We start from the raw sequence: 14,725 nt of genomic DNA, 5'->3' as shown, positions 1-14,725 counted from the left end.
AACTCAGACGCGCGGACATCCTCCGCGCGAGCAAGGAAGATGTAATGAAAGATGTCTCACATCGTGAATCGTTCGCGTTCAGCGCCCGGGTGCTGGGTGCGCTGTTTTATTTCGCGCCAGACAGCGAGCAGGCCGCGCCGCTGGTGCAGGCCTTCACCGCAGGCGAATGGGTTCAGGACTGGCCTCTGCCTTCGGAAACGCTGCGACCCGTAGCCGACACCTTTGCCGCGTCTGCCGATGAGCCGCTGAGGGACGCCTGGCAACGACTGTTTATTGGCCCTTACGCCCTGCCCGCGCCACCGTGGGGCTCCGTCTGGCTGGACCGCGAATCCGTGCTGTTCGGCGACTCGACCCTCGCGCTGCGCCAGTGGATGCGGGAGAACGCTATCGCATTTGAAATGCAGCAGAATGAACCGGAAGATCACTTCGGGACTTTGCTGCTGCTGGCGGCATGGCTGGCCGAGAACGGCCGCGATGAGGAGTGTGCTCAACTTCTGGCGTGGCACCTGCTGCCGTGGAGCACCCGCTTCCTGTCCGTGTTTGTCGACAACGCCGGGCATCCGTTTTATACCGCGCTGGGTAAGCTTGCGCAGCTGACGCTCGCGGACTGGCGATCCGGGCTCCTTATTCCGGTTGCGGAAAAGACGCTGTATCGCTAAGGGGTGTGGCTTGCTCGCGGGTAGCGGGCAAGCAGCACTCAGAAGATAGCGTTTAAAAATTCATATCGAAACATGAGTCATGTTAAGATTGATGATATATAATGGCCTTTCCTAAAAAAATGATGCTATCTGTTGATACATACAAAATAAAAAAATGACTGGAAAACACCCTTCCGTAAATAATTTTAAAAGGCTACTTATAACAGCCATAACATTTACCATTTTAGGTGCATGGATCTGGTATATGTCATGGACAACAAGCATCTCCAATTATACCATTTTGCAAGAATCGGTTCCTGAATTGACCACGTATATTTCTGTTGGAGTAGCGATTGGCGCGCTTTTGGTTATACGCGCTTTTTTTGTGCACGCTTTTAACCAAACTTTAAAATACTTTGCCAATACTTTCTTATGCGGTTTTTGCCTTGGGTTTGTATTGAGCTTAAATGGTTATGATATTTATGTCTATCTCTTCCCGGACAAAATAATTGGCTATGAATCTGAATATGAGGTTGTCTTTCCGGGGCCTTCGAGAGGTAAGCATGGCCATTGTGAAGCGGGTCTCTGGTTAAAAGATCAGAACACCAACAGATGGATTCAGCTTTGTACAAACAAAGAATATCTGCACAGCCACCGTAAGCAGGGAATGACTGGGGTGTGGGTGACAGCCCGTGTGAATAATATTGGAAGTTACATTGTGAGTTATGAGTTTATTTATTTGTAGGCACGACCCTATCTATTTTTGTTCCGGTGAAAATGAATGGCGCTCAAGGCCCGCTCCTTGCTTATAGCCGTCAGCCTGATACGTCGCACCAGAGATTGCGCATTCACAGCGGAGAAACCGGCTACGGGCAGGGTCATCTCAAAATCGAATCAGGGTAAATTTCATTCATACCCCCACATTTAGTGGTGGATACGTGACGACTGTTCCTCTATTCTGCTTTTTCAGCGAGCAAGCCGGAGTCATTTTTAGTGGATAATCCCATACTTCAGAAAACCATCATTATCTTTATTCTCATCCGGTGGGTAATAGACGGAGTCAGGAGAAAGAAAAAAAAGCGTTATGACTCCGCTATAGCAGAGGCTAATGCCAGAGAACGCTATGAATGGCGCTATCTCAGATGGGCTTGGCAGGCAATACGAGTGGCGGCGGCAGTGTATATCTTTGTTCAGTTGATTCAGGTTTTACTGAGATAGATGGCAGAAGAAAGTAAGGCAGGCAAGGAACATCTCACTGTCCAGGCCAACAATAGCTGAGCCTCGGTGGTAGAAATTGTGAGTGTTCCCTGCCTGCCAGTAGCATGTGCTACAAGCCTTTCACCACTATTTGGTTATGTATCACCGACTGATTCCCCCTCACTCGCACTCTCTTTGCTTTGAATGAACCGAAGTGCCAGGTAGAGGTCTGGCGCCAGAATCATGTCATCATCATTCATTGTTGGCCGACTGTCTTTAAACCAGCGTGTTAACTCCGTTTTCCTGCCCGCAAGAATTAATTTAATCTGTCGGCCTTTCAGATCGCGCTTTAACTCATTAATGGTTGCCAGGACACTGATGTCTGAATAGGTGAAGCAGGCAACGGCATCAATGACCACCCATTTAGGCTGTATGGCTGCCCCATCAACCAGGTTCAATACCCGACGTTTAAAATAAGCCACATTAAAATAGGTCAACGGTGAGTTAAATCGATACATCAGCACGCCCGGGACCATTTTAATATCGGTTGTATTCCCTAACGAGTGAATCATTCCCTCTTCGTCAGTGCCCAGCAGGTGCTCAGAGGGGCGAAACACCGTACGAAGGAACTGCAACAGGCCAAGCAACACCGCAAGGCCAATCCCCTGGATAACGCCGATAATTAACACACAGCCAAACGTGAAGAAGGCCAGGCGAAAGGCCTGTTTATTTCTGCGCCTCAGGTTCCATAGCCCACGTAAATCAATCAATGACCACGATGCGTACATTAGAACAATCCCTAACGCAGATACCGGAATGAATTGTAATGGCTGAGTGAAAAATACTACGACGATACCGATGATCAAGGCGGCGACCACGGAAACCAACTGGCTTTTCCCCCCAACCGAATCATTCACCGCAGTCCGGGAATCGGCTCCACTGATAGCAAACCCCTGAGATAACCCCGACATAATGTTCGCAATACCCAAAGCCCGGAACTCTGCATCCGCATTAATTTCGTAGCCATTTTTTGCGGCGAAACTGCGGGCGGTCAGCATCAGACTGACAAAACTGACCAACGCCAGGTTCAGCGCCGGGATCACCAAATCACGCATCGGCCCCGGCTGGAACGCCCCCCAGTGAACGACCGGTAAACCAGGCTGGAAGCCATCTCCCCCAATCGTGGCAATCCCATACTGTTGCGCAGAGGTCACCCATACCAGTGCCGTTGTTATTACAATGGCGATTAAAGGTGCTGGCCACTGGCTGCGATACGTTTTGATCACCATTAAAATAATTAACGTAAAAAGGGATATTCCTACGGTTAATAAATGGCTATCTGAAAGTCGACCTGGCAAGGCGATTATTTTTTCAATAACCTGCGCTTCATCAAGCTTAATCCCCAACACCTTGCCTAATTGCCCGACGATAATCGTCACGGCTACGCCATTAAGTAAACCGGTAAGAATGGGATGAGAAAGCAGATCGGCGAGCGCGCCCAGCCGAAATTTACTGGCAAGCAAACACCACCCGCCCATCATCAATGTCATGATGATCGTCAGCTGCCAGTGCAGTTCGGGGTTTCCTGCAGAAAGCGGAAATACGACGGCCGCAATCACCGCGCAGGTTGTGGCATCAGGGCCCACAATAAGCTGGCGTGAAGAGCCAAACAGTGCGTAAGCTATCATCGGTAAAACGCAGGAATAGAGTCCTACAATTGCCCCCACCCCCGCCAGCTCAGCGTATGCAATCGCAACAGGGAGCGCTACGGCCGCAACGGATAACCCGGCTTTAACATCATGCTTTAGCCAGCTTTTATCGTAGGCTAACAAATTTTGTAAACCGGGCATGTAGTTTAACAACAGTTTTCCGAACACATTATTCTCCGGACAGGGATATTACTCGCGTCATGTTGGCACATTTCTTAGTGAGGTTCTGGTTTTCAAATGCTCCGGACGGAGGCCGGCACTGTTGCGAATCTAATAAAACGTTAACTCTTTTATTATTCTGACTGATGTTAAACGTAGTTCAGATACTGCGGCTTAACCGGGGTTGGCCGTGCCGGATGCCGTGATGAAAGCAAGTGACGGAATAAATACAATGGTCATTATCAGTAAGTCTCGTTAATCGCTAATGTTGAATCATTTTGGCATAGATAGCAGGTTGTTACACACCATGAGATCGAGAGAGTCCATCACTCTTCCCGTCACCCAGCAGTACCGCCCCGCCATCTTAACCGGAGCGGCTTATATACGTTGTTATCACATGCTCAAAAACTGTATGTCACCTTCAAACTCCCCGTCGGCGACGTTTTACGATGCACAATCGGGCTATCGCTCGCATCCCCCGTCAGCTGCGTCACGCCCGCTGAGGCAAGCACGCTCCAGCGCGAGGTGAGCTTGTGGGTCCAGTCAAGGTTCATCGACCAGGCATAAATCCCGGCCCCGGCGTCATGTCGGGCAAAGCCCGATGCGGCCGATTGGGCGGCGCTGACCCCATAGTACGTCTGCATATACTTGTCGGATCCCCAACTGCCGGTCACCGCCATCGTCACCTCATTTTTGGGTGAGGTGTAGAACGGGCTGGAAATGCCGAAGTGTACCGCTTCACCGTTGTCTCTCTCAGACACCGGTACCTCAGCCTGCAGCTGCAGATTCAGCCAGTCGGTCACCTTGTACCCCAGCCCGGGTACCACGATAGCCGAGCCTTTAATCTCACCCATGCCCCGCAGCTCGTCGCTGCCGGAGCTGATGGAATCGCTGCTCACGTCTTTATCTTTACGGCCCGTTCGATAGCTCAGCGCTGCGCTGTAATCCAGGTTGCCAACATTGTTACCGTAACCGATCCCACGCGTGGTGCCGATGAAGAAGCCATTTGCCATGGAATAATCCACTACCTGAGCCGCTGAAACGCGGGTTTTATCTGAACCCGAGTAGCGCGGCCCCACATCCACGCCGCCTCCCAGGGTTAAGACGTTACCCTGGCGCTGTTCTTCCGCCAGTACAGGCGTAGCCAGTAACGCCAGAACGACGCCCGGCACGAGGGTTTTCAGGCAGCGGCCCGAAAGTAGATGAGGGAACGTATTACGCAGTTCGATATTTCTCATTAAGGAAGTCCTTATGGATGCAAATGATGACGATGCAGGCGGTTAAACGCCGGAACGCCCATTTTGAAGCGTGACCCTAAGGTTCTTATGAGCCGAAAATGAAGAAAGACTGAAGCGCGCGCGGGTGCTGTCATCCGGACAGATTTCCTGCTACCGTTTTTTTCTTAAGAAATTCTTCATTCACGGTTGATACCGTTACCAATGTGAAAATTCTACTTATCGAAGACGACCTGGATCTCGGCAATGGCGTACGTATCGCCCTCTCAGATCAAGGATTTGACGTCATATGGGTTCGCCGTAAAGAGGATGCGCTGCATCAGCTTGACGTCTGCGTGCCGGAACTAATTTTGCTCGACCTGGGGCTACCCGACGGCGATGGCATGAGCCTGATGACGCGTTTGCGCCAGCAGCTCAAGGGGATCCCCGTCATCATCCTGACGGCGCGAGGGACATTGCAGGATCGCCTGTGCGGCCTGGATGCCGGTGCAGACGACTATCTCGTCAAACCTTTTATTCTCGCCGAGCTGCTGGCGCGAGTGCGAGCCCTTGCACGGCGCAGCTATGGTTTTGAAAATGAGGCGATAGAAATTCGCGGGCTATCCCTTCATGTCCCAACGCGCCGCGTGACGGTGAGTGCGCGCCATATCGATTTAACGGCCAGTGAATACGCGCTGCTGGAAACGTTGATGCTGCGCGCGGACCGCGTGCTGACACGGCGGTTTCTGGAGGAAAGGATATTCGGCAACAAAGAGAATCTCAGCAACGCGCTCGACGTGCATATGGGAAATTTGCGGCGGAAAATCGGCGACGGCTATGTGCGAACGGTCCGGGGCGTCGGGTACGTCATTGATACCGTCTCCATTCAAAAAGTGAGCGGTTAATGCAAAACGTCTGGTATCACCTGAGGCGCCCGACGCTGGTGCGCCGAATTATCATCGCCCAGATGCTGCTGCTGACCCTGCTGTGGTGTCTTTTTCTAACCTTCATTCTGTGGGAGGACCTGCGCAGCCCTCCCATCCTTACGGGCAGTAAAACGTACGAAACCGTTTTTACCCTGGCTGAGCGTATGGACGGACGTCCGCAGGATCGTACCGCCGTGCTGGAAGCCTTTAGCCAGGCCCTGCGGGAAGGTTACGGCGGAGGGGAAGATCCCGTGCTGTCGATTAACCTCATCGTTCGCAAGAATAATGCCGTTATTTTTGCCTCCCACGGTGCACCTGCGGGGATAACAAACACCCGGTTCGGCGAACTGGAGCACGTCCAGAGTGAAGATCGTACCTGGACCAGCCGCACCCTTAAATCCCCTCACTCTGACGTGGAGGTCACCCTCTTCACGCCAGCCAGCGGCTGGAACTTCTTTATCTATCTGAACTCTCGCGGGTACTACATCCTGCCGCTGCTGGTCTGCTTCCCATTTCTGCTGTTTCCCGCGTGGCTCTCAATCCGCATTGCGATGCGTCCATGGAATAAGGTGGTCAATGAAATTACGTTACGCACGCCGGACGACCTCTCCCCTTTAAGAGCCGTACCGAAGCACCGGGAGCTTCGCCAGATGGTGGACGCGATCAACGACTTCCTTGCCAGGGTGCGTGAAAGCGCGGAAAGGGAGCGGATTTTCATCGCGGATGCCGCGCACGAGCTGCGTACCCCCCTCGCGGCGATGCGCATCAACGTGGAGGCGCTGCAGTCCTGGGTCATCAGCGAGAGCCAGAAGGAGCTGCTTGCGGGCGTGATTCGCAGCAACAGCCGCGCCGCGCGCCTCGTCAATCAGCTGCTGCTGATGATGCACAGTGAATCGCGCATTGATACGGCTATGGAACCCGTGCCGCTGACAACGCTTATTCAGGAACGAATGGCCGAGCTGGAACCGCTAGCGTCTGCGCGGAAAATTGAGCTGGAATTCTTTGCCGAGGATGACGTCTGGATCCACGGCGTCAGGGAACGCCTGGTGTCGCTGATTGATAATCTCATTGAGAACGCCGTGAAGTACAGCCCCGAGAGCGGGCGGATTCAGGTCGACCTGAGCGCCTGCGATCGCGTCGTTCAGCTGCGCGTCTCCGATGCGGGCCCGGGTATTCCGCCTGAACTGCGGGAGCGCGTGTTCGACCGCTTTTTCCGCGATCCCAATCAGGTGCAGAGCGGCAGCGGGCTGGGGCTTGCCATCGTCAAAGCGGTGGCGCAGCAGCACAACAGCAGCGTAAATCTGAGTACTTCTGCAGAAGGTGGCCTCCTGGTCACGGTTGACTTCCCGAACCGCACGTTTAGCTAAAGCAGAACAGGGGGTTTGATCGCAAATGCCGCAGATTGCTTCAAAATAATTACCGTATTTGTTATATTGTTGTTTATTGCTTATTCACCTCTGCGGTGCCAAAAAGAACAAGATTCACCGCAACCCAGGACAGAGAAATGTTAGATTACCGCTTCCCGACAGCTTTGCAGATGGTTCTCAGCGTAGCGATGGCGGAGCAATTGGGTGAACGTTCGACGAGCGCGATTCTGGCCTACGGCCTCGAAGCGAACCCGAGCTTCATCCGCAAATTGATGGTTCCGCTGACGCGAGACGGCATTATCGTCTCAACGCTTGGCCGTAACGGCTCCATTCATCTTGGTCGCCCGCCGGAAGAGATCACCCTGCGCGACATCTACCTTTCGGTCATCGAAGATAAAAAACTGTGGGCGTCGCGCCCTGACGTACCGGCCCGCTGCGTGGTCAGCGCTAACGCCTGCTGGTACTTTAAATCGATTTCCGAAGAGGCCGAGCAGGCGTCGTTAGCGGTGCTGGAGCGCCATACCGTGGCTAGCGCCCTGGAAGCGGTGAAAAACGCCGACAGCAGCGGATGGGATCCGCTCCCCGACCTTATTGCCCAGTATCAAAAAACGTCATAACGTTTTACCTGATGCGAAAAAAAACCGCCTTCTCTGTGAAGGCGGTTTTTTATTATCAGCAACGTCCCTACGCGGGCAGCACGTCCCTTTCCTCTTTTTTGCCGCGCGTGACGAACTTACGCAGCGTCACGTAGAACACCGGCGTCAGGAACAGACCAAACAGCGTCACCCCCAGCATACCGGAGAACACCGTGATCCCGGTGACGCCGCGTACTTCCGCACCCGCGCCGTGGCCGAGGATCAGCGGAATGGTCCCGGCAATAAAGGCGATGGAGGTCATCACAATCGGGCGTAAACGCAGGCGGCACGCCTCCAGCGCGGCTTCCATAATGCCTTTACCCTGAATTTCCAGCTCGCGGGCAAACTCCACGATAAGAATGGCATTTTTACAGGCCAGCCCCATCAGCACCACCAGCCCCACCTGCACGAAGACGTTGTTATCGCCCCCGGTCAGCCAGACGCCAAACAGCGCGGAAAGCATCGTCATCGGCACGATGAGGATCACCGCCAGCGGCAGCGTCCAGCTTTCATACAGCGCCGCCAGCACCAGGAACGCCAGCAGCACCGCGACCGGGAAGACGATCAGCGCCGTGTTGCCCTGGGTGGCCTGCTGGAAGCTCAGATCCGTCCATTCAATGTTCATCCCGTTCGGCAGGATCTGCTTAGACATCGCGTCCAGCTGCGTCATCGCCTGTGCAGATGAGAGCACGCGCGGGTCGGCATCGCCAATCAGGTCCGCCGCCGGGTAGCCGTTGTAACGGATCACCGGATCGGGCCCGTAGGTGGTCGTGATGTTAACCATACTGCCAATCGGCACCATTTCGCCCTGGCTGTTGCGGGTACGCAGATTCGCAATATCTTCCACGCTGTCGCGGAACTGCCCGTCAGCCTGCGCCATCACGCGCCAGGTGCGCCCGAACTGGTTGAAGTCATTGACGTACGACGAGCCCAGATAGGTTTGCAGCGTCCCGAAGAGATCGGTCAGCGACACGCCCTGCGCTTTCGCCTTGTCGCGGTCAACCTGGACGTCCAGCTGCGGCACGTTAGCCTGGTAGGTTGAGATCGGGAAATGCATCCCCGGAGTCTGCATGATTGCACCGGACATGGTGTTCACCGCGTTTTGCAGCGCGCCATAGCCCAGACCACCGCGATCCTGAATGTACAGGGAATAGCCCGACCCCTGACCCAGCCCTAAAATCGGCGGCGGCAGGATGGAGAAGCCAAAGCCCTGCTGGATTTGCGCGATTTTCGCGTTAATCTCCGCGTTAATTTCCGCTGCGGAATGTTTACGCTGGTCGAACGGCTTCAGGCCAAAGAAGACCGTCCCGGTATTCGGCGTATTGGTGAACTGCAGCGCATTCAGTCCCGGAAACGCGACCGCATAGTCCACGCCTTCGGTATTCATCCCGATTTCGCTCATTTTGCGGATCACCGCATCGGTGCGGGCCAGCGAAGAGCCTTCCGGCATTTTCACGCCGCCGATCAGGTAAAGCTTGTCCTGCGTCGGAATAAACCCGCCGGGCACCGCTTTAAACATGACGCCTGCGGCACAGAGCAGCAGCAGGTAAACCACGAATACCGCACCGCGCCGTCCCAGCGTTTTGCCCACCAGCCCCTGATAGCCGTTTGAACTGCGGAGGAAAAAGCGGTTAAACGGACGGAAAATCCAGCCGAACAGACGGTCGATAAGCCGGGTCGGGAAATCTTTCGGCGCGCCGTGGGGCTTTAACAGCAGTGCCGCCAGCGCCGGAGAGAGCGTCAGCGAGTTAATCGCTGAAATCACCGTCGATATCGCGATCGTCACCGCAAACTGCTTGTAGAACTGGCCGGTAACGCCCGACAGAAACGCCATCGGCACAAACACCGCGCACAGCACCAGCGCAATCGCGATAATCGGCCCGGACACTTCACGCATCGCCTGGTGCGCGGCCGCAAGCGGCGCAAGCCCCTCTTCGATATTTCGCTCGACGTTTTCCACCACCACGATGGCGTCGTCCACCACGATACCGATGGCGAGCACCAAGCCGAACAGGCTGAGGGTATTCAGCGAGAAGCCCAGCAGGTAGAGAATGCTGAAAGTACCCACCACCGACACCGGCACCGCGATCAGCGGAATGATCGACGCGCGCCAGGTTTGCAGGAACAGAATCACCACCAGCACGACCAGCACCACGGCTTCCAGCAGCGTTTGCACCACCGCACGGATCGAATCACGCACAAAGACCGTCGGATCGTAAGGTGCCGCCCACTTCATGTCCGCCGGGAAGCGCGTGGACAGTTCGTCCATTTTCGCACGCACCGCGTTAGACAGATCGATGGCGTTCGCCCCCGGCGACTGGAAGATACCAATCCCGACCGCGTCTTTATTGTTCAGCTGGGAACGCAGCGCATAGCTCCCGGAGCCCATTTCAATCCGCGCCACGTCGCGCAGGCGGACGACCGTACCATCCTGCGTTGTTTTCAGGACAATATTGCCAAACTCTTCTTCGGTATGCAGGCGGCCCTGGGCGTTAATGGAGATCAGGAAGTCGCTCTCTTTCGGCAGCGGCTCGGCACCAAGCTGACCGGCGGAGACCTGTACGTTTTGCTCCTGCATCGCCGTGACCACGTCCGAGGCGGTCAGCCCGCGCGCCGCCACTTTATTAGGGTCCAGCCAGACGCGCATCGCGTACTCGCCGGAGCCGAAAATCTGGATCTGGCCGACGCCGGGCAGGCGCGCCAGCTCATCCTTCACCTTCAGCGTGGCGTAGTTGCGCATATACAGCGAATCGTACTTACCGTTTGGCGAAAACAGATGCACCACCAGCGTCAGCGTGGGCGACTGCTTCTGGGTGGTAATGCCCAGACGCCGCACGTCCTCCGGCAGACGCGCTTCGGCCTGCGCGACGCGGTTCTGCACCTGAACCTGCGCCTGATCCGGGTCAGTCCCCGGACGGAAGGTCACGGTGGTCACCAGCACGCCGTCCGAGCCCGCGACGGATTTCATGTACATCATGTTCTCAACGCCGTTGATCGCCTCTTCCAGCGGCGTCGCCACGGTCTCGGCAATCACTTTCGGGTTGGCGCCCGGGTACTCGGCGCGCACCTGCACGCTTGGCGGCACGACGTCAGGGTATTCGCTCACCGGCAGCAGCGGGATGGCGATTAACCCTGTGATAAAAATCAGAATCGACAGGACGGCAGCAAAGATCGGCCTGTCGATAAAAAAGCGGGAAAAGTCCATGGGTTGGATTCTCAGGTCAAGGGATCAGTTGAGGGCGGCGCTGGCGGTCATGGCAACGGTTTTGGCGTTTACCGGCATACCCGGCATAAACACTTTCTGTAAACCCTCGACGATGACTTTGTCGCCAGGGTTCAGCCCCTGCCGCACGATGCGTAAACCGTCTGCCAGACGACCCGGCGTAATGTCGCGACGTTGCGCTTTCCCCTCTTTATCCACGATATAGACGTATTTACGATCCTGATCGGTCAGCACCGCCTTGTCGTCGATAAGCGTAGCTTTGAACTCCGCGCTGCCCGGCAGGCGTACGCGGGCAAACAGTCCCGGCGTGAACTGACGCTGTGAGTTATCCAGCAGCGCGCGCATGCGGATGGTCCCGGTGCTCGGCGTGAGCTGGTTATCCAGGAAATCCACTTTGCCCTGATGGGGATAGCCCTCCTCGCCCGTCAGGCCAATCTCAACCGGCAGCGCCGTGTGATTGCTGGACGCCCCCTGCCCGCTGCGGGCCAGGTTTTGATAGTGAAGGTAGGTTGACTCGTCCACGTCAAAGTAGACGTACACCGTCTTCTGCGAGACCAGCGTGGTGAGGACGCTGGCGGTATCGCCCGCAGTCACCAGGTTGCCGCTGGTGATCAGCGCCCGGCTGGCGCGACCATCGATAGGCGCGGTCACTTTGGTGAAGTCCAGGTTGAGCTGGGCTGCGTCAACCGCCGCCTGCGCGGCGCGAATGTCGGCCTGCGCCTGAACGGCAGCCGAGCGACGCTGCTCCCACTCTTCCCGTGAGACCAGATGGGTATTGATCAACTTATCGGTACGGTTGGCCTCACTTTGCGCGAGGCTGGCCTGCGTTTTGGCTCTCGCCAGGTTCGCCTGCGCCTGTTCCAGCGCGGCGCGATAGGTACGGTCATCAATGGTGAACAGCACCTCGCCCTTCTTCACTTCTTGGCCGTCGGTGTAATTCACCTTATCAATGTAGCCGGACACGCGCGGGCGCAGCTGAACGCTCTCCACCGCTTCAATCCGGCCGTTAAAGCTATCCCACTGGCTAATCGATTTCACCACCACGTCAGCGGCACTCACGGCAGGCGCAGGTGGCGCGGCATTTTGCGCGACGCTGTTATCGCATCCGACGAGCAGCACGGAGAGCAACATGGCCCCCAGCGCGCTCAGAGGAGAGTTACCCCAGGTTTTTTGCAGGCTCATTATTTTTATTCCGATAATTGTCGCCACCGGGCAAGACGCAGCAGGAGGCACCGCGCCACTTCCTTTGTCCGGGGGCTGTCTTAAGGCCATTTGTGTCGTTCATCGCCACAAAACTGTAACAGTTGCGAATACACTATTCGCGGCGATTGTAGGAAGGCGCTTAACTAAGTGCAAGAATAATTGTTGCACTTTATGTGCTATTTGAGTGGATGTGAAAAGACCCGTTTCGGTCAGGGATTTAAATGCAACAATAAAACTTGCAATTACTGCAAAAACGCGCCACCTTTAAATGCAACAGATAAAGATACTTTTCATCCGCTGCGTGGGGGTAACCAGATGAACACTGGCGCATTTATGCATGATTTACTCGACTGGATCGACAACAACCTGGACAGCCGCCTGGACATTGAGACCGTCGCCAGGCGTTCCGGCTACTCAAAATGGCACCTCCAGCGCCTGTTCAAAGAGCATACGGGCTATCCCCTCGCCGGGTATATTCGCGCGCAAAAGCTGCAAAAATCGGTTGAGCGGTTATCCCACAGCGATGAACCGATTCTGAACGTGGCGATCGCGCTGGGCTTTGACTCCCAGCAGTCCTTCAACCGCAGCTTTAAGCGTCAGTATGGTCAGGCGCCTGGGGCATGGCGACGCAGTATGGGTGGCCCGGAAACACAGCAGCTTCGCCAGTAATGCATATTTTGCTGCAACGTCGATTTGTTGCTGTTATACTGTATATAAATACAGTATAACGAGGTGCACGATGGCTGTTGAAACAAAATTTGTTGTCGTAAGAAAAGGTGAAGAGAAAATGACATTTGCCAGTAAGAAAGAGGCTGACGCTCACGACAAGCTGCTCGATATGGCAGACGCGTTCACCGACTGGCTGTTGCAAAGCGGTATGCAGATGGATGAAACGCAGGCTGAAAATCTTGGCCTGTATCTCGCCGAGCAGAAAGAGACCGTGCAGCATATTCTGCGTACCAGCAAGCTTCCCGATCTCACTGCTGCTGCTGCTGATAAAACAGAATCCGATGCGGCTGACACGAAAAAAATCAGGGCTGTGAAAGCGGCCTGATTGTCAGAAAATCATCACCGTTCTGGAAGCCGTAAGCAGATAACTGCTTACGGCTTTTTGGCTGTCTGTAGTACTCTCCTGCTGATTGATGTTAACGATACCATCGTTTCAAAGCAGGAGATGATGCACTGACAAAAAAAAATAGGACGTTAATCAACCTTTCGGGAAGGTGACGTGGGTTCAGTCCTTTTAATATAATTTAGAAATATTCATTTTTGTGATTAGAAATCCATACGAGGCTTGAGTCACGATAGTCGTCGTTAGTGGATGCTATCAGCGAGCATTTATCTGCATTACCATCAGTGGTGTAAGCACAGCTTTGCTTCACCATGAAAGTGATGTCCTCTCTTTTCGACACTAATTCTGAGTCAAGGAATTGCGCACTCCCGGATGGGTAAACGATGCGTTCATCTTTTGGATCTTTGTAGTTTATTATGCGAACGGGGAATTGGCTGTTGTGATATTCATATCGCTCTACAACTTCGCCCGTATCTTTGTCCATTATTTTTTCCAGCAAGCCACGTATATTATAACTGAGTAAGTAATTACCTTTTTCATTCTCAAGCTCAGTAATTTCGCAGCGCTCATTTATTTTTCCGGTAATACGCTGGCCTTTAAGTGACGTCAGTAAGCCATCTTTATTGACCAAATGAAACTCTCGATCATTTGCCTTGTCAACCATGTTGATACTCGTAAAGCATCCGCTGCGATCATATCTAACTTCTGTCATAACCTGAAGTTTACCTGTAACATCCCGCATCCACTGGAGGCTATGTTTTACGTTCCCGGTTGTTGCATCATGATCGAATAAAAGAGCAGCATTTAAGACCGCCGGTTTGAATTGAGTAAATGCCGCGACATCAAATGATAACGTCAATAATAATAGATTTAAAAAAACACCTGCTTTCATAAGTCATCCCTTTATTAATAAAATAGCATTCAACGATGATGTGAATTCGCGCTCTCATATTTTACGAATAATCGAAGCGTTTCCATGACAAACGTTAAGTGTCTGCTTTTTGTTCTAATCAATCGATACAAGGGTCCCTCATTTTTTGTGTGCACTCGCTTTCCGACGGATCTCAATCATCCTGATATACATATCACGCAACTCCTTATTCTGCTTGATTACCATTTCTTTGGGCAAGGATTCTCTCTCACGATTCTATTCATCAACGACACCCTGGCATGTCAGATAAGCGTCATTAACAATATTTTCAGCTGGAATCATCGTGTTGATATAGGGAATGGTATGTTTGTTCAGGCATACAGAGGCTTTGTTGAATAAATCAGATTTCGGGTAAGTCTCCCCCGTAGCGGGTTGTGTTTTCAGGCAATACGCACGCTTTCAGGCATACCTGCTTTCGTCATTTTGTTCAGCGCTCGTACCAGGGCCATAG

Annotated in this window: 14 protein-coding genes; 8 read left to right on the top strand and 6 right to left on the bottom strand. The window is 53.8% G+C overall.

What is annotated here, in order from left to right:
- Positions 1 to 44: 44 nt before the first annotated feature.
- The 3 genes from dmsD (at position 45) to LLF79_RS27000 (ending at position 1,856) form a co-directional block, all read left to right on the top strand.
- Positions 45 to 659, top strand: a complete 615-nt coding sequence (dmsD, locus tag LLF79_RS25220) for a Tat proofreading chaperone DmsD (protein WP_227880588.1) — start codon at positions 45 to 47, stop codon at positions 657 to 659.
- A gap of 154 nt (positions 660 to 813) precedes the next feature.
- A complete protein-coding gene (locus tag LLF79_RS25215; protein WP_032651686.1) occupies positions 814 to 1,383 on the top strand; it encodes a hypothetical protein in 570 nt (189 codons plus the stop codon).
- Positions 1,384 to 1,631: 248 nt separating this feature from the next.
- Positions 1,632 to 1,856 carry a hypothetical protein gene (locus tag LLF79_RS27000; protein ID WP_309240734.1) on the top strand — a complete coding sequence of 75 codons (225 nt, stop codon included), beginning with the start codon at positions 1,632 to 1,634 and terminating at the stop codon, positions 1,854 to 1,856.
- A gap of 134 nt (positions 1,857 to 1,990) precedes the next feature.
- Here the strand turns inward: LLF79_RS27000 and LLF79_RS25210 are convergent, their stop codons facing one another.
- The gene (locus LLF79_RS25210; protein WP_100122563.1) at positions 1,991 to 3,712 is read right to left on the bottom strand and encodes a SulP family inorganic anion transporter; all 1,722 of its coding nucleotides are present in this window, start codon (positions 3,710 to 3,712) and stop codon (positions 1,991 to 1,993) included.
- Positions 3,713 to 4,104: 392 nt separating this feature from the next.
- Positions 4,105 to 4,941 carry a MipA/OmpV family protein gene (locus tag LLF79_RS25205; protein ID WP_227880586.1) on the bottom strand — a complete coding sequence of 279 codons (837 nt, stop codon included), beginning with the start codon at positions 4,939 to 4,941 and terminating at the stop codon, positions 4,105 to 4,107.
- Positions 4,942 to 5,144: 203 nt separating this feature from the next.
- Between LLF79_RS25205 and LLF79_RS25200 the strand changes: the two genes are divergently transcribed.
- From LLF79_RS25200 to LLF79_RS25190, 3 genes are all read left to right on the top strand, one after another.
- Positions 5,145 to 5,822: a response regulator transcription factor gene (locus LLF79_RS25200; protein WP_021241213.1), complete on the top strand. Its 678-nt coding sequence runs from the start codon at positions 5,145 to 5,147 to the stop codon at positions 5,820 to 5,822.
- Entirely contained in the window at positions 5,822 to 7,210 is a 1,389-nt protein-coding gene (locus LLF79_RS25195; protein ID WP_227880585.1) for a HAMP domain-containing sensor histidine kinase, read from the top strand. Before LLF79_RS25200 ends, LLF79_RS25195 begins: the two co-directional genes overlap by 1 nt.
- Before the next feature lie 137 nt (positions 7,211 to 7,347).
- The gene (locus LLF79_RS25190; protein ID WP_008502426.1) at positions 7,348 to 7,827 is read left to right on the top strand and encodes an Rrf2 family transcriptional regulator; all 480 of its coding nucleotides are present in this window, start codon (positions 7,348 to 7,350) and stop codon (positions 7,825 to 7,827) included.
- Between the two features lie 67 nt (positions 7,828 to 7,894).
- Here the strand turns inward: LLF79_RS25190 and oqxB are convergent, their stop codons facing one another.
- On the bottom strand, positions 7,895 to 11,050 hold the full coding sequence (gene oqxB / locus LLF79_RS25185; protein WP_021241210.1) for a multidrug efflux RND transporter permease subunit OqxB: 3,156 nt from the start codon (positions 11,048 to 11,050) through the stop codon (positions 7,895 to 7,897).
- Between the two features lie 24 nt (positions 11,051 to 11,074).
- Positions 11,075 to 12,250, bottom strand: coding sequence for an efflux RND transporter periplasmic adaptor subunit (locus LLF79_RS25180; RefSeq protein WP_032651679.1), 1,176 nt, complete (start codon positions 12,248 to 12,250; stop codon positions 11,075 to 11,077).
- Between the two features lie 336 nt (positions 12,251 to 12,586).
- Between LLF79_RS25180 and LLF79_RS25175 the strand changes: the two genes are divergently transcribed.
- Both LLF79_RS25175 and LLF79_RS25170 read left to right on the top strand, forming a co-directional pair.
- The gene (locus tag LLF79_RS25175) at positions 12,587 to 12,940 is read left to right on the top strand and encodes a helix-turn-helix domain-containing protein (protein ID WP_025911432.1); all 354 of its coding nucleotides are present in this window, start codon (positions 12,587 to 12,589) and stop codon (positions 12,938 to 12,940) included.
- 70 nt (positions 12,941 to 13,010) lie between these two features.
- The gene (locus LLF79_RS25170; RefSeq protein WP_021241207.1) at positions 13,011 to 13,325 is read left to right on the top strand and encodes a YebG family protein; all 315 of its coding nucleotides are present in this window, start codon (positions 13,011 to 13,013) and stop codon (positions 13,323 to 13,325) included.
- Positions 13,326 to 13,524: 199 nt separating this feature from the next.
- Here the strand turns inward: LLF79_RS25170 and LLF79_RS25165 are convergent, their stop codons facing one another.
- Both LLF79_RS25165 and LLF79_RS25160 read right to left on the bottom strand, forming a co-directional pair.
- A complete protein-coding gene (locus LLF79_RS25165; protein WP_021241206.1) occupies positions 13,525 to 14,235 on the bottom strand; it encodes a YnfC family lipoprotein in 711 nt (236 codons plus the stop codon).
- A gap of 419 nt (positions 14,236 to 14,654) precedes the next feature.
- Positions 14,655 to 14,725: hypothetical protein (locus LLF79_RS25160; protein ID WP_223349232.1), on the bottom strand; the 71-nt coding region annotated here is incomplete at its 5' end.

This window comes from Enterobacter cloacae complex sp. 2021EL-01169, from assembly GCF_020733125.1.
GTDB lineage: Bacteria > Pseudomonadota > Gammaproteobacteria > Enterobacterales > Enterobacteriaceae > Enterobacter > Enterobacter roggenkampii.
The sequence above is the reverse complement of the archived record's forward strand: the minus strand, read 5'-3'. Positions and strand labels throughout refer to the sequence as shown.

What these genes read in the sequence shown, in the direction of transcription:
- dmsD (WP_227880588.1), top strand. Translation starts at nt 45, where the DNA reads ATGAAAGATGTCTCACATCGTGAATCGTTCGCGTTCAGCGCCCGGGTG.
- LLF79_RS25215 (WP_032651686.1), top strand. Translation starts at nt 814, where the DNA reads ATGACTGGAAAACACCCTTCCGTAAATAATTTTAAAAGGCTACTTATA.
- LLF79_RS25205 (WP_227880586.1), bottom strand. Translation starts at nt 4,941, where the DNA reads ATGAGAAATATCGAACTGCGTAATACGTTCCCTCATCTACTTTCGGGC.
- LLF79_RS25195 (WP_227880585.1), top strand. Translation starts at nt 5,822, where the DNA reads ATGCAAAACGTCTGGTATCACCTGAGGCGCCCGACGCTGGTGCGCCGA.
- LLF79_RS25190 (WP_008502426.1), top strand. Translation starts at nt 7,348, where the DNA reads ATGTTAGATTACCGCTTCCCGACAGCTTTGCAGATGGTTCTCAGCGTA.
- oqxB (WP_021241210.1), bottom strand. Translation starts at nt 11,050, where the DNA reads ATGGACTTTTCCCGCTTTTTTATCGACAGGCCGATCTTTGCTGCCGTC.
- LLF79_RS25180 (WP_032651679.1), bottom strand. Translation starts at nt 12,250, where the DNA reads ATGAGCCTGCAAAAAACCTGGGGTAACTCTCCTCTGAGCGCGCTGGGG.
- LLF79_RS25175 (WP_025911432.1), top strand. Translation starts at nt 12,587, where the DNA reads ATGAACACTGGCGCATTTATGCATGATTTACTCGACTGGATCGACAAC.
- LLF79_RS25170 (WP_021241207.1), top strand. Translation starts at nt 13,011, where the DNA reads ATGGCTGTTGAAACAAAATTTGTTGTCGTAAGAAAAGGTGAAGAGAAA.
- LLF79_RS25165 (WP_021241206.1), bottom strand. Translation starts at nt 14,235, where the DNA reads ATGAAAGCAGGTGTTTTTTTAAATCTATTATTATTGACGTTATCATTT.